Raw genomic sequence first — 16,564 nt, 5'->3', positions numbered from 1 at the left:
ATGAAGAACAAGCTCAGCGATCTCAACAATCACCTGTTTGCCCAACTTGAGCGTTTGTCAGAAGAAGGCATGACAGCCGAGCAAATCGAACAAGAGGTGAAACGGGCCGGCGCCATGGTGGCTGTGGCTGATCAGATCAGCAGCAACGCTGAACTGTCTTTGAAGGCCGCGAGGCTCTATGCCGACCATGGCGACAAAGTCCTGCCCCACCTTCCGCAGATCGGTGGAACATCGGGATGAAGGGCAAGTGCATCACATACAGCGATGCCGAATTGGTTTTCGTCGAGGCACTTCACAAGCTGCCCCGTCGCGATCTGCACAAAGCGTTTGTGGCCTGGTCTGGGCGGACTGATGTCAGCCAGTCGAACCTTACCGCTCTCTGCAAGCGCAAGGGTTGGTTGACGGGGCGGACAGGATGTTTCCAGCCAGGTCAGACGCCACCCAACAAGGGCAAAAAAATGCCGTTCAATCCAAACAACGCGAAGACGCAGTTCAAGAAGGGGCAAGTTCCCCACACCTATCGTGGCCCAGGGCACGAACGGATCGACAGCAAGGACGGATATGTCGTGATGATTGTGGCGGAGACTAACCCGTGGACCGGCGCGAAAACGCGGCCGGTTCAAAAGCACCGGTGGCTTTGGGAACAAAAGAACGGCCCGGTGCCGAAGGGTATGGTCCTGAAATGCCTCGACGGTGACAAGACAAACACCGACCCTTCGAATTGGGAGGCAATCCCCCAAGCAATGCTGCCGCGCCTGAATGGGCGTTTTGGCCGCGGATATGACGCCGCCCCCGCCGAGATCAAACCGACGCTCATGGCAACAGCAAAGCTTGAACATGCAGTCAGGCTGAAAAGGCAGGGCCGAGAATGATCCAGAAATCCATTCCCCGGATCATTGCAGCGGTCGCGGAACATTTTGGCACAACTGCTGCTGAGTTGACTGGCCCGGAGCGGACGCAGACAATTTGCGCCCGCCGGGCGGTGGCGTACCGCCTGTGCAACGAGCTGACGGATGTCCCCTATCTCCAGATCGGCCGACAATTTGGCGGACGGGATCATACCTCCGTGCTGCGCGCAATCGCAAAGCCGTTGGACCTTCAGCACAAGATCGCCTTCGACCGTCTGTCAGCCGACCTGACACGCGGCACCAGCCACGCCCATGACGTGATGATGCGATGGCAGTTCAAATCGCGGCGCGCGGCTCCCACACCCGTTTTCATCCGCCGGCACACCGCCCAGCGAACCGTTCAACAACGATCCCGGAGCTCGTGATATGACCCGTGCGCTACAAAAGCTGATCCACGTTGCATGCCGGGATTTAGGGCTGGACACTGACGCACGCCATGACCTTCAGCTTGCAATCTGTGGCAAATCATCAATGTCGGACATGACGGAAGCTGAGCTGACCCAAGTCCTGGAGCGCCTGAAACAAAGCGGTTTCAAGGCCAGTTCAACCGGGCGACGCCCGGCCGCGCCCCGCGCCGATCTGCGGCTGATCCATGTGCTGTGGCGCAAGCTGGGCGAGGCTGGCGCGTTGGAACGCCCTGATCGGGCCGGTCTCAATGCCTTCATTCGGTCCCGCTTCGGCGAGACCTGGGCATCCGTGCCTGCGGATATCGACATGCTTCGGGATGTTGAGCAGATCGAAGCTGTCGTCGCCGCTTTGAAGGCCTGGGGGCAACGTGCCAACATCGATTTCAACTGGAAGCGAGGCCGTCGATGAAACGCACGCGCCATTCAGTCACCGACCACGCCGTTGTCCGCTACCTTGAGCGTGTCGAAGGCATGGACATCATCGCGCTGCGTACTTTGATCGGGCGGAAGGTCGAAGACGGGCTGGACCAAGGCGCGTCCGGAGTTGTCTCTGAAGGATTTGTCTACAAGCTGCGCGACGGCGTTGTAACGACAGTCACGCCGCACAATACCCCGGATCGACGCACGATGCGCCGCGCCAGGACATCGGAACTTCCCGATGAATGACGGTCCCCGTGTTCCAGCTCAGATTGAAGCGATCGTGGAAGCGCTCGGTGTCGACGACGCCGTCGAGTTCTTGCTCGCCTTTGGCGGTACCGAAGTCTACATTGCCGAGCGCCCGACGGCGAAAAGCATGATCGTGGCACGGCTCGGGATGCAAAAAGCTCAGGCGCTGGCCAAGGTTGCAGACAGGCTTCCCAAGCGGATGCCAATTCAAAAGCCATGGATCGCAAAAGTTCTGAACGCAAAAGGTTTGACCGGCGCCGAGATTGCCCGCAAACTGCACGTCACGGATTTAACGGTGCGCCGGTATCTCGCCGATACTGGCAAACGCAATCCGCCAGACCCCGATCAGCTCAACCTGGACCTCTGAGGTCACCCCGCACACCGTTGCGGGTGAAATCAGTGCCGTCGTTCCGCCAGTTTGACCGGGCGGGACCGCCCTTCCTTTGCCCGCATTCTCGCAGCATCGGAGGCGACATGCGCACCATCACCACGATCATCATCCACTGTTCCGCAACACATCCGAACTGGATGGCTGGCAAACGCACTTCAGAGAAGGTTGCCGAAATCCGCCGCTGGCATGTCGAAGATCGCGGTTGGGCCGACATTGGGTACAACTATGTGATTGATCGCGATGGGACCGTGGCCATCGGACGTGATCGTGACCACGACGGCGACACATTCGAAGAAATCGGTGCTCACACCAAGGGTCACAATTCCAAGAGTCTCGGGATCTGTCTTATCGGTGGCCATGGCTCTTCGGCGACGGATGCCTTCGAGAGTAATTTCACCGAAAAGCAGGAAGCCGCATTGCGCGGCTTGATTGCCCGCATCGAGGATCAGCTGGGCGATCTTGCAATCGCGGGGCACAACGACTTTGCTGCCAAGGCCTGTCCGGGCTTCAAAGTCGACCGCTGGCTGAAAGGTGCTCCCCCCGCGCGCTCATCGCTTATGCAATCTGACATGCTGAAGGCCAGCGCCGCCATCAAAGTCGCTCAGGTTGGGACGCCTCTCGTTGGCATGATCGCAGGCATTCCCTGGCAGACCATTCTGGTTCTCTGCATCTTCTCAGCAATCGCGCTGGCAGCCTCGGGGATCATTGACATCGAGCGCATCCGCAAGTGGCGGCAAGGGGATCGGTGATGCGGTTTCTGAGCCGTTTTCTCGGACGTGAAAGCCTCTGGATCGCATTGCTGACCTTCGTGACGGTCGTCTTTGGGCTGGTGCGCCGTGATGCAACAAAAGACCGGGATCGGGACGCAAGAATTCAGGAGCTTGAACATGCACAGACCATTCGGAGCCGCGTTGAGCGTGCTGGCCGTGATCGCCTTGGCGGGGTGCGAGAGTTCGAGTTGGCGGGGTGGCGAAACGACGATCCCGGCCCCGAGGGAGACGCGGGCTAAGGCCGGTCCTGTCGTTGACGCCTTGTGCCAGTCATGGGGCGAAAGCCTTCCCACCCGTTCACATCAGGACACCGCTCAAACCACCGACGAAATCGAAATTTCCTACACCGCCTTTGGGGCTGCTTGCCCGGAGCATACGGACCTTGTCCCGGAGTAAAGCCTTGCGACGCACACTGACAACCTGCCCTGAGGCGTTCCGCCATGACGCTTGATCCCAAACTGCTGATGGATGGCTTGGCGCTCGTGGTTTCGATCGGGGCGATGGTCTACTCCTTTCTGGTCAACCGCAGGAAAGATGTTGACCAACGGTTTACAGATGGCTCCAGACGCATGGATCGGCTGGACGGTCGGGTGGCGTCGATCGAGCAGGAAGTCAACGCCATGCCCGGCAAGGACGATGTCCATTCATTGCAGATGACGCTGTCTGACGTGCGCGGCGATATGAAGGCGATGGCAGCAACGATGACCGCGATGGCCGAGAGTCTCAAACGTACCGAAAGCATCGTCACCCGCCACGAAGACCACCTGAGAGAGAACCGCTGATGTCTTATGCCGAAACAGTTCGCAAACACCGCCGCCTGGGCATTCTGCGCCATCTCGAGGCGTGTTCCGGTTATACGTCCAATGCGTCGATCCTGACAGACGTGCTCGATGGCGTCGGCATCGCGTCAACGCGCGACCAAATCGTCACCGAACTGACGTGGCTGCGGGAAAACGGGTTTGTCACTTACGATGACAATGTTGCCTTTGTTGTCGTGCGCGCCACCCAGACAGGTGTCGAGATTGCCTTGGGGCGCTCCACCCACCCGGACATTCAACGCCCAAGCCCTCGGGGGGTCTGAACATGCCCCCGCCGCGCAAAGTTGACCTGCTCCCAGAGGAGCAAAAGACCTGGCTTAAAGACGCGCTCAAAGCGGGCGGGTTCGCCGGGTATGAGCAGCTTGCCGACGATTTGAACGCTCGTCTCGAGGATGCAGGGATCACGTTGCGCATTGGCAAGTCGGCGCTGCACACGTTCGGCAAGGAATATAGCGAATTCGTCCGCTACCAGGAAGAAGCCAGCGCATGGGCGGCTGACTGGATGAAAGACAACGGCCTGGAAGAGGAAGCGCAACGCCACAACGTGTTGTTCCAGATGATCACCACCTTGGCCTTCAAGGTGATGCAACATCAGATGACCCAGACCGGCGAAAACATCAGCCCGCAGGAACTGCATTTTCTCGGCCGGATGCTGAAGGATGTGATGTCCAGCTCAGGCATTCGTCAGAAGCTGCTCGCCGATGAGCGCAAGCGCGTGGCTGAAGAAGCGACGAAGGCCGAACGCGACCGGGTTGCTGTTGCCATGGATGGTGCCATTGCGGAAGCCGGTTTGAGCGCCGAGCTGGCCAGCGATTTGCGCGCAAAGGTGCTGGGGGTATCCAGGTGACTGATCCGGATTTCATTGAAGAGCATCTTTGCGGTTTCGATACCATGCGTGACGACCGGCTCGGTCATTTGATGGTGAAACACGATGGCACAATCACCTGGGATCAGCTCGCCGCGATCAAAACTGCCGCCTGGGGGCCAGATGCGCGCGCAATCGAGGTTTATCCAGCCGACGCCAAGATCATCAATCACGCCTCAATTCGCCACCTCTGGCGGCTGGGCGAGAGCGACTTCTGCCCGGACCTCAGCGGGATCGACAGCACCGCGAGCGAAGACAGTCTTGCCGTGCGTCATGCCTTTGCCTGGCAAGGATCTCGCAAATGATCCGGGCCATTCATTTTGTCGATCGTGAGGATCACCGGAAAACCGAGGCTCCGGGGAGTATTTTCGTCAATCACCCGAATGGTGCAGAACTGGCGCAGTTCTGGTTCTACTGCCCCTGTGGCTGCGGGGATATTGCCATGATCGACGTGGGCCACAAATTCAAGCCAAACGGTGACCGGCCGACATGGAATTGGAATGGGGAGCTGTCTCGCCCGACGCTGTCGCCTTCGGTTCACAACCTGAATTGCGGCTGGCACGGCTGGTTGCGTGACGGATACTGGGAGAGCTGCTGATGGGGCATCAGCAAATAGCGGCGGCTCTGCTGGAGGCTGAAGATCGCGCGGGTGATTTCTGTCAATGTGGTGCGCCAAGTGATGATAGTTGGCACCCCCATTGTCACATCTGCGGCAGCTATTGGAAAGATGTGGAAGAAGGGCTGTTCAACCATCCTTCGATGGCAGGTCTGCGAGCAATTTCGAACGCCTTTTTCCCCTATCGAGAAGGCTATCCGGTTGATCTTTCTGACACCGAGGTTGAACGTGATGTCGATAGCCCCTGGTTCATCACGATCAAAGATGTTTTGCCGACGGATGCGCCTGGCTCGGCGAAGCCACTTTGCTGCTATATCAACGAAGTGATCTTTTATGAACATCCACACAGGGTGGTCGACGGCAATTATGCTTCCTATGGATCTGTTCAAACTCGTCTCATTCTTCAGGACATAATTGAGTTCGAGGATGAATCCTTCGTCTGCTTTTCTCAGCGGGTCGCCTATCTAGATGGCTGCTGGGTTTCATTAACGCGCGCGCGCCGCGAGGTGACAGGTGGTGGTCACCATGTCTGAAATCGAGGCAAAACCAGAAGCCGATCAGAATACGGCTGTTCTGGCACGGGATCCAGAGAAACTGCCCAGTGATCTGCTGCGTGGTGCGGATATCCCCGACGATCTTGATCCGTTGGAAGACGGCATTTTGATGCAGCACCAGAAAGACTGGCTCGCTGACAAGGCCAACCTGAAGATTGCGGAAAAGGGCCGTCGAACCGGGATCACCTTTGCGGAGGCGCTGGACGATACGCTGATCGCGGCATCCAAACGCTCTGCGGGTGGTGACAACGTCTTCTACATCGGTGACACCAAAGAAAAGGGCCGTGAATTCATCGGCTATGTCGCCCACTTTGCCAAGGTTATCGCGGGCGAATTGCATCCGGTCGAAGAATACATCTTCAAAGACGAGCGTCCGGACGGCACCTCCAGAGACATCACGGCCTATCGGGTGACGTTCAACAGCGGCTTTCGGGTTGAGGCCCTTTCCTCCAACCCGGCCAACATTCGCGGCCTTCAGGGCGTGGTGGTCATCGATGAGGCGGCCTATCACAAGGATGTCCGCGAAGTTATCGACGCTGTGAACGCGATGCTGATCTGGGGCGGCAAGGTCCGGGTCATTTCCACCCATAAAGGCCATCTGAACGCTTTCAACGAGCTGATCCGGGAAGCGCGGGCGGGCAAGAACCCGTTTGAAGTCCATTTCATCCCCTTCGGCGATGCAGTCAAAAATGGGCTTTACCGGCGTGTCTGTCTGATGCGGGGATGGGACTGGTCGCAAAAGGCGCAGGACGCCTGGGAGGCCAACATCAGGGGCTCTTACGGATCCCGCACAGCCGCCATGCGTCAGGAGCTGGACGCCGTGCCGGCCGAGATGGAAGGCGCTGCCCTCACCCGCGTCCAGATCGAGGCTTGCATGGCCCAAGGCATTCCAGTGTTGAACTGGGCCCAAGGCGACGAGTTCAAGAACGCCCCGGACGAGAAGCGTAAGGGCGAGGCACTCGCTTGGTGTGAAAAGGTTCTCGGCCCGGTTCTGAAAGCTCTGGACGAAAACCTTCAGCACTTCATGGGGGAAGACTTTGCTCGCAACGGCGACGTCACCGACATCGTCATCTATGAGCTCGGCGCGGATCTCGTGCGCAGGACCAAATTCATCGTGGAACTGCGCAACATTCCCTTCGACCAGCAGCGCGACATCTTGTTCTACATCCTTGATCGCATACCGCGCTTCGCCAAAGGGGCGATGGATAAAACCGGCAACGGTGCCTATCTCGCCGAAAAGGCAGTCCAGCGATATGGTGAACGGATCATCGAGGTCAGCTTCAGCCGTGAATGGTATGCGCGCGAAATGCCCCCCTACATCGAGGCGTTTGGCGACAAGACGGTCCTGTTGCCTTCACACGCCGACGTTCTGGCTGATCACCAGGCATTGCAATTCGTCGACGGCATTATCCGCGTGCCTCGAGATTTCCGCTTCAAAGGGTCGGATGGGTTTTTCCGCCACGGTGACAGCGCGGTGGCTGCGGCACTCGGTTACTATGCCAGCCGCCAGGATTTCGTCGAATACGATTATCAAGGTGTTGGAAACCGGCAGCAGGACAACGATTTCGACTACCCCGACGACGATGACAGCGACTGGTCGCGCCCACCCCTTGGAACCCGTATTCGGGGGAGCGTTTTTTGATCGTTTCCACCGCCTTCTTTTCCCAACCCCTCCAGTTCGGGGCAAACTTGAGACACAATAAAGGATCGGCATAATGGCCCGCCTACCTCAACTGCTCGATCACCGTGGTATGCCAGTGCGCCGCGCCGAGCTCCGCGAAGAGATTTCGGCTCCGACAATGCGCGGCGTCCGCTCGCCTCTCGCTGCATACCCTTCAGACGGGTTGAACCCGGAACGCCTGGGCGCGATCCTGCGTGAAGCCGATCAGGGTGATCCGATCCGCTACATGGAGCTGGCCGAAATCATCGAGGAACGCGACCCGCACTATCTGGGCGTGCTCGGCACCCGCAAAAGAAGTGTGACGCAGCTGCCAATCACGGTGAAAGAGGGCGGAGAAGATCAGCTTGATCTGGACATTGCGAAAGAGCTGAGGTCCTGGATTGCCCGAGAGGAGCTGGCGGATGAGCTCTTCGACATCATGGACGCCATCGGCAAAGGTTACTCGCACACAGAGATCATCTGGGATTACTCCAGTGGTCAGTATTGGCCTGCCAAGCTGAAGAACCGAAAACAGGCATGGTTCCGGTTTGACCGGGTCGATCTTGAGACGCCCGTCATGCTCGACGAAAACGGACAGGAGAGGCCTTACCCTGCCTACAAATTCATCTATGCCCAGATGAAATCAAAGACCGGTTTGCCATTGCGATCGGGACTGGCGCGGGTTGCGACGTGGAACTGGCTGTTCAAAGCCTATACCCAGCGCGACTGGACCATCTTCACCCAAACCTACGGCCAGCCGTTGCGACTGGGTAAGTTCGGGCCGGGTGCCAGTGAGAAAGACAAGAGCACCCTTCTGCGCGCGGTCACCAATATCGGCGGCGACCTTGCGGCGATCATTCCTGAAAGCATGATGATCGAGTTCATCGAGGCGTCGAATGTCGGCGCCAGCACTGAGCACTATGAGCGGCGCTCCGACTGGCTGGACAAACAGATTTCGAAGGCGGTGCTGGGGCAGACAGCAACAACTGATGCCGTCACCGGCGGCTTGGGGTCGGGCAAAGAACATCGTCAGGTTCAGGAAGACATTGAAACAGCCGATGCCACACAGCTTGCCGCAATCCTGAACCGCGATCTGGTTATCCCTTGGGTTAAGCTGAACTATGGGCCCCGCCCGAAGTATCCGACAATCAAGCTGTCCCGGCCGGAGGAAGAAGACCTCAAGAACCTCGCAGAGGCACTTGGACCGTTTATCGACCGTGGGCTGCGGGTCAGCGCGGATACGATCTACGGTAAGTTTGGCATCCCTGCGCCGCAGCAGGGCGCGCAGATTTTGCATCCCACGGGGCAAAACACCCCTCCCGCAGGGTCGCCGTCGGCCACAATGCAGACAAAAGCCCCTGAGACTAAATTTGAATACCCTTTTAATACCCTTCCGGATCAATCTGGGGTGGTTGCCGCCGAACAGAGCCAACAGGCCTCAGAGGCGCTAATATCGCCTCAAGCCAAATTGGCTGATGTACTGGCTGATATGATGCAGGCCCCCATGCAGTCGATGATGGATCAGATCGAGGGCATGGTTGAAGCGGCAGGTTCGCTTGAAGAGTTGCGCGAAAGCCTGTTGGCCGGGTTCCCGCACCTTGATGCCGACCGCCTCATCGCCACGCTGGCTGAAGGCATGTCGGCGGCCGATCTTGGCGGGCGCGCGGCATTGGAGGTCGAAAGTGGCTGAACCATTCAGCGCGATTTTCCGCCAACCTTTTCCTGAGCAGGTTGCGGCATTCCGGTTGCGGCTCGGGGATCTGGTCCCGACCACCAGATGGGATGACATCCAGAAATCAGCACATGACCGCGCCTTTATGGTCGCCGGGGCTGCCAAGGCGGATCTTCTGGCGGATCTCGGCAAAGCCGTGGATGCAGCAATCACCGAAGGCGAGAGCCTGGAACAATTCCGGGCCCGGTTTCGCGAGATCGTAAAAACGCGCGGTTGGCACGGCTGGACGGGCGAAGGCACGAAAGGTGGTGAGGCCTGGCGAACAAAGGTCATTTACCGCACCAACATGGCAACCAGCTATGCTGCCGGTCGTCGGGCCCAGCTCATCGCAGGCAATTATCCGTTTTGGGTGTATCGGCACGGCGGCTCCGAAAATCCGCGCCTGACGCATCTGTCGTGGGACGGTCTGGTCTTGCCCCCGGATCACCCATTCTGGATCACACATACGCCGGTGAACGATTGGGGGTGCAGCTGTTACATCTTGGGTGCGCGCTCGGCACGCGCAGCGCGCCGGTTGGGCGGTGATCCTGACAAGAGGCTTCCCGACAATTGGCGGGAGTTGGATCCGAAGACGGGCGAGCCGCTCGGCATCGGCAAAGGCTGGGGCTATGCACCAGGTGATACGGTGTCGGAAACTGTCACGAGACTGGCTGACAAACTGGATGATCTGCCCGCCCGCCCGTCGATCGATCTGATACAGGAATGGCTCAAGTCGTCGGGCTTTGCGGAATGGATTAAAGACCCGATCGGAAACTGGCCTCTCGCACGTCTCCCCGACAGCGCCGCCAAAGCCATCGGCGCACAGACACGGGTGGCGCACCTGTCTCCCCAGACCTTGACAAAGCAGCTGCGCGATCATCCCGAGTTGAGCCCTGCCGAATACGGGCTGGCCCAGGCAACAATTGACGGGGCAACGCATCAGATTCAGGACGGCCCCCGCAATTTGATCTTCGTGCGCGATGTCGAGGATGCACGCGGCTACGTTCTGGTGATCAAAGCAACCCAGACAGGACGGGGTTTGTTGATCACCAGTTTCAGGCGTCTCAGCCAGCAGCAGGCCAAAAAGGATCAGGAGCTGCGCCGTCTGCTCAGAAAAGGGGATTGATACAGGCGGTGGGGCCTCCCATTCCAGAAACTGGCAACCCCACATAGCGCTCCGGTTCGAAAACCGTGCAACGGCCGGGAGAATATCACCGTGTCACGCCTGCAACGAGGAATATAGTGATCATGGACCTAAAACTCAATACGGCGGAGATGGACGCGGCTTTTGCACAGCTCTCTCTGCGGCTCACAGATTTTACCGGTGTCATGCAAGACATCGGCGAGCTGATGATCGAAAGCACCAAACAGAACTTCGTCGACGGAACTGATCCCGATGGCAAAGCCTGGGCGCCGAAATCGCAAGCCACGCTGGATGCCTACGCGGGGCGAAATGAGAGCGTCAGTGTCCGACCGTTGATTGGCCCATCCAAATCACTCTCAACCACCATCTTTGCCCAGCACGATGCGACCAGCGTCTCCTGGGGATCCAATATGATCTATGCGGCCGTCATGCAATTTGGCGCCCAGGCGGGTGAGTTTGGCGCAACGATCGGGCGCGACAAGAATGGGCGGGAGTTCTTTGTCTCAACGCCTTGGGGGAATATTCCGCCACGCCCGTTCATCGGCGTCGGGCCTGACGATCTGGTCGCAATTACCGAAACGGTCAGCGATTGGTTGGAGCGCGCCGATGAAGGTGGTTGACCGAACTGCCTCTTGAAGGCACGTTAAACCAACGTTTGAAGTCATCGCACCCGCACACCGTTGCGGGTGTTTTTGTATCTGCGCCCCGCCGATATTTGGGCCATGACAAACGCAGCACAATCCATCGCATTTATGGCGGCAAACCCGCTCCCCGAGATCGCTGAAGGTGACGATGCGCCCGAGTGGGTCCACGTCTTGCCGCGCGCCAGCGGGTCTTTGCAGACCTATGACGGTCGCGGGCCCTACTTCGTGCGGGACGAAGCTGCGATCATCGCCGCCTCGATGGCTGAAGGTGAAATCGCGATCGACCAGGATCACGCCATCGGCAAAACCGGCAAGACCGGACAACCCGCCCTGGCGCGTGGTTGGATCACCGAGATGCAGTCTCGTGAAGACGGTATCTGGGCGCGTGTAAACTGGACCAAGGCCGGTCGCGAGCTGGTGGCGTCCCGTGCTTACCGCAGGCTCTCGCCGGTGATCATCCTCGACAAAGTCAGCCGTGAAATCTCCAAAATCCGCGAGGTCAGCCTCGTCAATCGACCCAATTTGCGCGGCCTTGCCGTGCTCAACCAGGAAGGCAGCGACATGCTCCACGAAAAACTCATTGAACTACTGGGACTGGCCGAAGGCGCGACCGAGGATGAAGTTCTCGCAGCGCTGGCGAAAGCCATGGCCAAGCCCGAAGACGACGACGCACCGCAAGTTGCCGAGGCGCAATCGGCCCTGGACCAGATCGCGGGTGTCGTCGGCCTTCAAGCGGGTGCATCCCCTGCGGCCATTCTCGCTGCAACACAGGCCGTGAAGGCAACCAGTGCCACGAGCGGCGAGCAGATTGCTGCCATGCAGGCCCGCTTGGATGGGCTGGAAGGCGATGGCAAACGCCGCGAAGCGACCGAGTTCGTCGAAGACGCCAAGCGTCGGAAGGCCGGTATCAGCCCTGAGGTCAGCGAACACCTGGTGTCTCTGCACATGGAGGGCCACGCCGACGCTTGCGAAAGCATCATCACCGCTCTGCCCGATCTGCGCGAGACCCACACCGGTGGCAAGCCGCCCTCGTCGAGCGCTGCCGGCAAGGCCGGGCTGACAGCCACGGAGGCGCAGGTGGCCGCCATGATGGGGCAGGACCCCGCTGAATACGCCAAGTTGCGCGATGCACTTGGCCAGGTAGAGGAGGCGCTCTGATGACCGCACTGACTGAAGGTCGCAACACACCCGAAGCGTTGGGGCAAATGCGTTCAACCGCTGTGGCAGCATCCACCAAGATCTATGCAGGGGCCATGGTGATGGTCAACGCGACGGGTTTCGCTGTCGAAGGCCAGACCGCAACGGGCCTTATCGGCCTGGGGCGTTCGGAAGAAACCGTGGACAACAGCGAAGGTGCCAACGGCGATCTGGACGTCTCGTGGAAGTCCGGTTCGTTCCGCTACGCCAATTCGGCCGGTGCGGACGAGATCACCGCCGCCGATATCGGCAAGCCCTGCTACGCGGTGGATGACCAGACCGTAGCCAAAACCGACGACACCGGTGCCCGCTCCCCGGCTGGGCTAATCGATTTTGTCGACGCGCAAGGTGTGTGGGTCCTGTTCGACCCCAGTCTCACCCGCGCTGCAACCGCTTAACAGGAGAACCCCTGATGCTTATCAATTCGACAAGTCTGAACGCGCTGCGCGTTGGCTTCAATGGCTCGTTTAACCGTGGCCTGGAACAGGCTGATACACAATACGGCCGTGTCGCAACCACTGTGCCGTCGAGCACGAAGGAAAACCGCTACGGCTGGCTGGGCAAAATGCCCAACGTCCGCAAATGGGTTGGCCCGCGCGCTATCCAGGGCATCGCCGAACACGACTACAGCATCAAGAACGAACCTTTTGAGCTGACAATCGGCGTTGACCGCGACGACATCGAAGATGACAATCTGGGCGTCTATGACCCGCTCTTCGTCGAGATGGGCGAAAGCGTGGCCGCGCACCCGGATCAACTGATCTGGGATCTGCTGAAGGCGGGCTTTGCAACCAAATGCTATGACGGCCAGTATTTCTTCGACACCGATCACCCGGTGCTGGATGCCAATGGCCAGCCCACCACCGCATCCAACACCGGTGGCGGCTCCGGTGACCCATGGTTCCTGATGAACACCCGGCGCGCGATCAAACCCCTGATCTATCAGGAACGCAAAAAGCCCCAGTTTGTCGCAAAAGACAAACCCACCGACGACAATGTCTTTGATCGCAAGGAATACGTCTATGGCACCGACCTGCGGTGCAATGTCGGCTTCGGCTTCTGGCAAATGGCCTTCGGATCCAAGCAAACCCTGGACACCGCGAGCTTCAAAGCCGCACGCCAGGGCATGATGTCGCTCAAGGGCGATTACGCCCGCCCTCTGGGCATTGTGCCCGATCTGCTGGTGGTTGGGCCTTCTCTTGAAGGTGCCGCCGAAGAAATCCTGAAGGCTGACCGCAACGCTGCTGGCGCGACCAACACCCAAAAAGGCAAGGTCGAAATGCTGGTGGTGCCGTGGTTGGCGTGAGGGCTGACCGATGACTGAGCGAACAGCAGAACGGATTGCTCTGGAAGCGCGCGCGGTAGAACTGGGCGTGACCTTCCAGGCCAACATTGGCGACACGAAGCTGCAAAAGCGGGTTGATGCGGCCGAGGCAAAGGCGTCGGGCGCGGGAACCGCCCCGAGCGAACAGGGTCCAGCTTCGAACGCCGCAGTGCCTCCGAAGGACGCAACCCAAAAGCCCCAGCGTAAAGCTGACGCCGGGCCGTTCATCAAGGTGCTCGGGCCCGCCAATGGCTTCTGGCGCTGCGGAATGCGCTTTGACGCCAAGCCGACCGCCTTCGGCGTCGGGGATCTGACAGATGACCAGATCGCCGCCCTCGAGGCCGAGCCCGAGCTCACAGTCATTCGGCAGAAGAACGCGAAATAGCGGCCTCGCCGCTATGCCCTTCACTTGGGAGCGAGGGGCCTTCCCGGTGGCCTGCTGCGGGCCACCGGGCTGAATTCAAGGATTGATCGATGACCTATGCCACGCAAGATGATCTGATTGACCGCGTCGGTGAGCGTCTGCTGATCGACCTGACAGATCGTGAAGAGCAGCAATCGCTGACGATCGATGCTGATGCCGTGGCACAAGCTCTGGGTCATGCAGATGCCGAGATCAACGGCTACCTTGCCGATCGCTACGTGTTGCCCCTGTCAGAGGTGCCCCCCACCATTGTTGATCTGGCCTGTGTTCTGGCCATCTGGCGGCTGCACACCTACGAGCCGACCTCCAAGATCAAAGCCGATTATGACGAAGTACAGCGCAAATTGCGCGAGATCGCCCGTGGCATGTTCCGCCTCCCGATTGATGGCGTGGAGCCTGCCAACACGGGCACATCCGGTGCCCAGTTTACCGACCGCGAACGCCCTTTCACAGAAACCAGCATGAAGAGTTTCATCTGATGCAGATCGATCTGATCATCGCGCAGCTGAAAGCCAATGTGCCGGCACTGCAAGACCGCGTGCGCGGTGCCGGTGATTTTGCAGCTCTTCTGCGCAGCGGGTCCGAGCCGCAAGCCCCAACGTTTGCCCACGTCCTCTACGCCGGCATCGTTGGTGTCGGTCGCCCCGCACTTGCCACCGGTGCCTACCGTCAGGAGACCGCAAGCGGCATCAATATCATGTTGTCGATCCGCACGAGCGGTGCAGACGGGCAAAAAGCCCTGGATGATGTCGAAGAGCTGGAGAAGGCGATTTTGGCGGCGCTCTGTGGCTGGGCTCCGAGCGAAGAGACTGGCGTATTCCAACTCGTGCGCTCCGGCATGGTTCAATTCCAAAAAGGCGTGATGCGCTGGCAGATCGACCTGACCATCACCGATCAACTGAGGATTTCCCAATGACCAAGAAACGCCCCGTGCTGCCCGCTTCAGGCGGCAGTTACCTCCGCAAGGGTTCCGAGCTCAAACAGATCGCGGAACCCACGAAAGAGCTGACCCGCCGTGACATCGAAAAAGCGGCTTCAACCACTGTTAAAGACCCCGTCAAAGGGTCTGATAAGGAGACAGATCAATGACCATGCGCTGGCGTGACAAGATCCTCGTGGCCAAGATCGAAAGCATCTACGGGGTCGATCCGGTGCCAACGGGCGGCGATGCAATTCTGGCTCTTGAAGTGGCCCTGACCCCGATGGAAGGCCAGGACAAAAGCCGTGATCTCGATCGCGGATACCTGGGCGGCCAACCGACAATCCCGCTCGATCTGCACACTAAGCTCAGCTTCAAGGTCGAGATCGCCGGATCAGGGGCAAGCGGCACGGCGCCGGGCTGGGGCGCGTTGTTGCGCGCTTGCGCGTTTGCAGAAACGGTCACGGCCAGTACGTCGGTGGTCTACAACCCGGTCTCGGATGGCCACGAAAGTGTCACCATTTATCTGTGGATTGGCAGCACCCGCTATGCGGTGTCCGGCGCACGGGGGAATGTGACGCTGCGCTTCAATGCCTCCGACCTGCCTTATCTGGAGTTTGAATTCACGGGCCTGTTCACCATGCCGTCGGAAGTGGCCCGGATTACCCCGGATTACAGCGCCTTCAAAAAACCCGAAGCCGTCACCAACGCAAACACGCCAGAATTCAGCATCGATGGCACCGATTTTGTTTTGCGCAACCTGAGCCTCGCCGCCGGGAACGATGTCCAACCGCGTTTCCTGATCGGGGCAGAGCAGGTCATCATCGTGGACCGCAGCGAAACGCTGGAATTTCAGATCGAAGCGACACCACTCACAACATTCAACCCTTTCCAACTCGCCAAGGCCCAGACCGCCGTCGACCTCCAGCTCGTGCACGGCATTGGCAGCGGCAATGTCGTGACGCTCGATGTGCCCACGATGCAAATGCAGCGTCCGACAGGTCTGACCGAAGCGCAGGGCATTAAGGAATGGCCCCTGCGTGGCATCCCGCTGCCCGCAAGCGGCAACGACCAGTTCACACTTACCCTCACCTAAGTCAGGAGCAGCTCCCATGTTCACCATCGATAAATCGCCGACATTCACCCACACCGTCCCTGTCAATGTTCCGGTCAATGGCGGGCACGAAAAGCAGAGCATGAAGGTAACGTACCGTCTGCTTGATGACGACACCATGGGCGGACACGACACCCGGACGCTGAACGGCCAGAAGAACCTTCTGCGTGAAGCCGTGGTCGAAATCGGGGACCTGGTCGATGAGGAAAGACAACCATTGCCGTTCAACGACGCAATGAAGGAACACATCCTTGGTCTGCCCTGGGCGCGCAATGCACTGCTCAAGGGCTACACCGACGGGATCGTGCCGGGCCTTTTGGGAAACTGAAATGGGCCGGTGCTGCCTGGATAGATGGCACACTGGCCCAGTCGCAGCAGTCAAACGGTGACGATGCGCTGTCGGATGCAGAGCGCTGGGGTATTCCTTCGGAG

General features: G+C 59.2%; 27 protein-coding genes. All 27 read left to right on the top strand.

All coding sequences use genetic code 11. From position 1 onward, the window contains the following. The 27 genes from DSM107133_RS03030 (at nt 1) to DSM107133_RS02900 (ending at nt 16,460) form a co-directional block, all read left to right on the top strand. Complete coding sequence (locus DSM107133_RS03030) at nt 1-240, top strand: hypothetical protein (RefSeq protein ID WP_114292429.1); 240 nt, start codon at nt 1-3, stop codon at nt 238-240. Continuing rightward, nucleotides 237-872: an HNH endonuclease signature motif containing protein gene (locus DSM107133_RS03025; RefSeq protein WP_114292428.1), complete on the top strand. Its 636-nt coding sequence runs from the start codon at nt 237-239 to the stop codon at nt 870-872. Before DSM107133_RS03030 ends, DSM107133_RS03025 begins: the two co-directional genes overlap by 4 nt. Beyond that, complete coding sequence (locus DSM107133_RS03020) at nt 869-1,273, top strand: helix-turn-helix domain-containing protein (protein WP_114292427.1); 405 nt, start codon at nt 869-871, stop codon at nt 1,271-1,273. Before DSM107133_RS03025 ends, DSM107133_RS03020 begins: the two co-directional genes overlap by 4 nt. 1 nt (nt 1,274) lies before the next feature. After that, complete coding sequence (locus DSM107133_RS03015) at nt 1,275-1,724, top strand: regulatory protein GemA (protein WP_114292426.1); 450 nt, start codon at nt 1,275-1,277, stop codon at nt 1,722-1,724. Then, nucleotides 1,721-1,981, top strand: a complete 261-nt coding sequence (locus tag DSM107133_RS03010) for a hypothetical protein (protein WP_205387768.1) — start codon at nt 1,721-1,723, stop codon at nt 1,979-1,981. The genes DSM107133_RS03015 and DSM107133_RS03010 overlap by 4 nt, the downstream gene beginning before the upstream one ends. Beyond that, nucleotides 1,974-2,348, top strand: a complete 375-nt coding sequence (locus tag DSM107133_RS03005; protein ID WP_114292425.1) for an HTH domain-containing protein — start codon at nt 1,974-1,976, stop codon at nt 2,346-2,348. The genes DSM107133_RS03010 and DSM107133_RS03005 overlap by 8 nt, the downstream gene beginning before the upstream one ends. 107 nt (nt 2,349-2,455) lie before the next feature. Then, nucleotides 2,456-3,121 (top strand): N-acetylmuramoyl-L-alanine amidase, encoded by a 666-nt coding sequence (locus DSM107133_RS03000; protein WP_114292424.1) that lies wholly within the window; start codon nt 2,456-2,458, stop codon nt 3,119-3,121. Beyond that, nucleotides 3,121-3,381 (top strand): hypothetical protein, encoded by a 261-nt coding sequence (locus tag DSM107133_RS02995; RefSeq protein WP_114292423.1) that lies wholly within the window; start codon nt 3,121-3,123, stop codon nt 3,379-3,381. The genes DSM107133_RS03000 and DSM107133_RS02995 overlap by 1 nt, the downstream gene beginning before the upstream one ends. A 201-nt stretch (nt 3,382-3,582) precedes the next feature. Next, nucleotides 3,583-3,924: a DUF2730 family protein gene (locus DSM107133_RS02990; RefSeq protein WP_114292422.1), complete on the top strand. Its 342-nt coding sequence runs from the start codon at nt 3,583-3,585 to the stop codon at nt 3,922-3,924. Beyond that, complete coding sequence (locus DSM107133_RS02985; RefSeq protein WP_114292421.1) at nt 3,924-4,223, top strand: hypothetical protein; 300 nt, start codon at nt 3,924-3,926, stop codon at nt 4,221-4,223. Before DSM107133_RS02990 ends, DSM107133_RS02985 begins: the two co-directional genes overlap by 1 nt. Nucleotides 4,224-4,225: 2 nt before the next feature. Then, the gene (locus DSM107133_RS02980) at nt 4,226-4,807 is read left to right on the top strand and encodes a phage protein Gp27 family protein (RefSeq protein WP_114292420.1); all 582 of its coding nucleotides are present in this window, start codon (nt 4,226-4,228) and stop codon (nt 4,805-4,807) included. Continuing rightward, nucleotides 4,804-5,130 carry a hypothetical protein gene (locus DSM107133_RS02975; protein ID WP_205387767.1) on the top strand — a complete coding sequence of 109 codons (327 nt, stop codon included), beginning with the start codon at nt 4,804-4,806 and terminating at the stop codon, nt 5,128-5,130. Before DSM107133_RS02980 ends, DSM107133_RS02975 begins: the two co-directional genes overlap by 4 nt. Continuing rightward, the gene (locus DSM107133_RS02970) at nt 5,127-5,423 is read left to right on the top strand and encodes a DUF6527 family protein (protein WP_114292419.1); all 297 of its coding nucleotides are present in this window, start codon (nt 5,127-5,129) and stop codon (nt 5,421-5,423) included. Before DSM107133_RS02975 ends, DSM107133_RS02970 begins: the two co-directional genes overlap by 4 nt. Next, complete coding sequence (locus DSM107133_RS02965) at nt 5,423-5,974, top strand: hypothetical protein (RefSeq protein ID WP_162791974.1); 552 nt, start codon at nt 5,423-5,425, stop codon at nt 5,972-5,974. Before DSM107133_RS02970 ends, DSM107133_RS02965 begins: the two co-directional genes overlap by 1 nt. Further along, on the top strand, nt 5,967-7,637 hold the full coding sequence (locus tag DSM107133_RS02960) for a hypothetical protein (protein ID WP_243253579.1): 1,671 nt from the start codon (nt 5,967-5,969) through the stop codon (nt 7,635-7,637). Before DSM107133_RS02965 ends, DSM107133_RS02960 begins: the two co-directional genes overlap by 8 nt. A 73-nt stretch (nt 7,638-7,710) precedes the next feature. Continuing rightward, the gene (locus DSM107133_RS02955; RefSeq protein WP_114292417.1) at nt 7,711-9,345 is read left to right on the top strand and encodes a DUF935 domain-containing protein; all 1,635 of its coding nucleotides are present in this window, start codon (nt 7,711-7,713) and stop codon (nt 9,343-9,345) included. After that, on the top strand, nt 9,338-10,492 hold the full coding sequence (locus DSM107133_RS02950) for a phage minor head protein (protein ID WP_240310438.1): 1,155 nt from the start codon (nt 9,338-9,340) through the stop codon (nt 10,490-10,492). Before DSM107133_RS02955 ends, DSM107133_RS02950 begins: the two co-directional genes overlap by 8 nt. Before the next feature lie 122 nt (nt 10,493-10,614). Continuing rightward, on the top strand, nt 10,615-11,130 hold the full coding sequence (locus tag DSM107133_RS02945) for a phage virion morphogenesis protein (protein ID WP_114292415.1): 516 nt from the start codon (nt 10,615-10,617) through the stop codon (nt 11,128-11,130). Nucleotides 11,131-11,196: 66 nt separating this feature from the next. After that, entirely contained in the window at nt 11,197-12,312 is a 1,116-nt protein-coding gene (locus tag DSM107133_RS02940; protein WP_162791973.1) for a phage protease, read from the top strand. Then, the gene (locus tag DSM107133_RS02935) at nt 12,312-12,749 is read left to right on the top strand and encodes a hypothetical protein (RefSeq protein ID WP_114292413.1); all 438 of its coding nucleotides are present in this window, start codon (nt 12,312-12,314) and stop codon (nt 12,747-12,749) included. Before DSM107133_RS02940 ends, DSM107133_RS02935 begins: the two co-directional genes overlap by 1 nt. Nucleotides 12,750-12,763: 14 nt before the next feature. Beyond that, nucleotides 12,764-13,657: a Mu-like prophage major head subunit gpT family protein gene (locus tag DSM107133_RS02930; protein WP_114292412.1), complete on the top strand. Its 894-nt coding sequence runs from the start codon at nt 12,764-12,766 to the stop codon at nt 13,655-13,657. Nucleotides 13,658-13,667: 10 nt separating this feature from the next. Further along, the gene (locus DSM107133_RS02925; RefSeq protein ID WP_114292411.1) at nt 13,668-14,060 is read left to right on the top strand and encodes an HI1506-related protein; all 393 of its coding nucleotides are present in this window, start codon (nt 13,668-13,670) and stop codon (nt 14,058-14,060) included. Between the two features lie 89 nt (nt 14,061-14,149). Beyond that, on the top strand, nt 14,150-14,578 hold the full coding sequence (locus tag DSM107133_RS02920; protein ID WP_114292410.1) for a DUF1320 domain-containing protein: 429 nt from the start codon (nt 14,150-14,152) through the stop codon (nt 14,576-14,578). Beyond that, on the top strand, nt 14,578-15,015 hold the full coding sequence (locus DSM107133_RS02915) for a hypothetical protein (RefSeq protein ID WP_114292409.1): 438 nt from the start codon (nt 14,578-14,580) through the stop codon (nt 15,013-15,015). The genes DSM107133_RS02920 and DSM107133_RS02915 overlap by 1 nt, the downstream gene beginning before the upstream one ends. After that, on the top strand, nt 15,012-15,188 hold the full coding sequence (locus DSM107133_RS02910) for a hypothetical protein (RefSeq protein WP_162791972.1): 177 nt from the start codon (nt 15,012-15,014) through the stop codon (nt 15,186-15,188). The genes DSM107133_RS02915 and DSM107133_RS02910 overlap by 4 nt, the downstream gene beginning before the upstream one ends. After that, complete coding sequence (locus DSM107133_RS02905; protein WP_114292408.1) at nt 15,185-16,114, top strand: phage tail tube protein; 930 nt, start codon at nt 15,185-15,187, stop codon at nt 16,112-16,114. Before DSM107133_RS02910 ends, DSM107133_RS02905 begins: the two co-directional genes overlap by 4 nt. Before the next feature lie 16 nt (nt 16,115-16,130). Further along, nucleotides 16,131-16,460, top strand: a complete 330-nt coding sequence (locus DSM107133_RS02900) for a hypothetical protein (protein WP_114292407.1) — start codon at nt 16,131-16,133, stop codon at nt 16,458-16,460. Nucleotides 16,461-16,564: the final 104 nt, after the last annotated feature.

The sequence above is a fragment of the Pseudosulfitobacter sp. DSM 107133 genome, assembly GCF_022788695.1.
Taxonomy (GTDB): Bacteria; Pseudomonadota; Alphaproteobacteria; order Rhodobacterales; family Rhodobacteraceae; genus Pseudosulfitobacter.
The sequence above is the reverse complement of the archived record's forward strand: the minus strand, read 5'-3'. Positions and strand labels throughout refer to the sequence as shown.

Excerpts from the sequence above, each read along its gene's own strand:
- DSM107133_RS03030 (WP_114292429.1), top strand. The coding sequence starts at position 1 with ATGAAGAACAAGCTCAGCGATCTCAACAATCACCTGTTTGCCCAACTT.
- DSM107133_RS03025 (WP_114292428.1), top strand. The coding sequence starts at position 237 with ATGAAGGGCAAGTGCATCACATACAGCGATGCCGAATTGGTTTTCGTC.
- DSM107133_RS03020 (WP_114292427.1), top strand. The coding sequence starts at position 869 with ATGATCCAGAAATCCATTCCCCGGATCATTGCAGCGGTCGCGGAACAT.
- DSM107133_RS03015 (WP_114292426.1), top strand. The coding sequence starts at position 1,275 with ATGACCCGTGCGCTACAAAAGCTGATCCACGTTGCATGCCGGGATTTA.
- DSM107133_RS03010 (WP_205387768.1), top strand. The coding sequence starts at position 1,721 with ATGAAACGCACGCGCCATTCAGTCACCGACCACGCCGTTGTCCGCTAC.
- DSM107133_RS03005 (WP_114292425.1), top strand. The coding sequence starts at position 1,974 with ATGAATGACGGTCCCCGTGTTCCAGCTCAGATTGAAGCGATCGTGGAA.
- DSM107133_RS03000 (WP_114292424.1), top strand. The coding sequence starts at position 2,456 with ATGCGCACCATCACCACGATCATCATCCACTGTTCCGCAACACATCCG.
- DSM107133_RS02995 (WP_114292423.1), top strand. The coding sequence starts at position 3,121 with ATGCGGTTTCTGAGCCGTTTTCTCGGACGTGAAAGCCTCTGGATCGCA.
- DSM107133_RS02990 (WP_114292422.1), top strand. The coding sequence starts at position 3,583 with ATGACGCTTGATCCCAAACTGCTGATGGATGGCTTGGCGCTCGTGGTT.
- DSM107133_RS02985 (WP_114292421.1), top strand. The coding sequence starts at position 3,924 with ATGTCTTATGCCGAAACAGTTCGCAAACACCGCCGCCTGGGCATTCTG.
- DSM107133_RS02980 (WP_114292420.1), top strand. The coding sequence starts at position 4,226 with ATGCCCCCGCCGCGCAAAGTTGACCTGCTCCCAGAGGAGCAAAAGACC.
- DSM107133_RS02970 (WP_114292419.1), top strand. The coding sequence starts at position 5,127 with ATGATCCGGGCCATTCATTTTGTCGATCGTGAGGATCACCGGAAAACC.
- DSM107133_RS02965 (WP_162791974.1), top strand. The coding sequence starts at position 5,423 with ATGGGGCATCAGCAAATAGCGGCGGCTCTGCTGGAGGCTGAAGATCGC.
- DSM107133_RS02960 (WP_243253579.1), top strand. The coding sequence starts at position 5,967 with ATGTCTGAAATCGAGGCAAAACCAGAAGCCGATCAGAATACGGCTGTT.
- DSM107133_RS02955 (WP_114292417.1), top strand. The coding sequence starts at position 7,711 with ATGGCCCGCCTACCTCAACTGCTCGATCACCGTGGTATGCCAGTGCGC.
- DSM107133_RS02945 (WP_114292415.1), top strand. The coding sequence starts at position 10,615 with ATGGACCTAAAACTCAATACGGCGGAGATGGACGCGGCTTTTGCACAG.
- DSM107133_RS02935 (WP_114292413.1), top strand. The coding sequence starts at position 12,312 with ATGACCGCACTGACTGAAGGTCGCAACACACCCGAAGCGTTGGGGCAA.
- DSM107133_RS02930 (WP_114292412.1), top strand. The coding sequence starts at position 12,764 with ATGCTTATCAATTCGACAAGTCTGAACGCGCTGCGCGTTGGCTTCAAT.
- DSM107133_RS02925 (WP_114292411.1), top strand. The coding sequence starts at position 13,668 with ATGACTGAGCGAACAGCAGAACGGATTGCTCTGGAAGCGCGCGCGGTA.
- DSM107133_RS02920 (WP_114292410.1), top strand. The coding sequence starts at position 14,150 with ATGACCTATGCCACGCAAGATGATCTGATTGACCGCGTCGGTGAGCGT.
- DSM107133_RS02915 (WP_114292409.1), top strand. The coding sequence starts at position 14,578 with ATGCAGATCGATCTGATCATCGCGCAGCTGAAAGCCAATGTGCCGGCA.
- DSM107133_RS02910 (WP_162791972.1), top strand. The coding sequence starts at position 15,012 with ATGACCAAGAAACGCCCCGTGCTGCCCGCTTCAGGCGGCAGTTACCTC.
- DSM107133_RS02905 (WP_114292408.1), top strand. The coding sequence starts at position 15,185 with ATGACCATGCGCTGGCGTGACAAGATCCTCGTGGCCAAGATCGAAAGC.
- DSM107133_RS02900 (WP_114292407.1), top strand. The coding sequence starts at position 16,131 with ATGTTCACCATCGATAAATCGCCGACATTCACCCACACCGTCCCTGTC.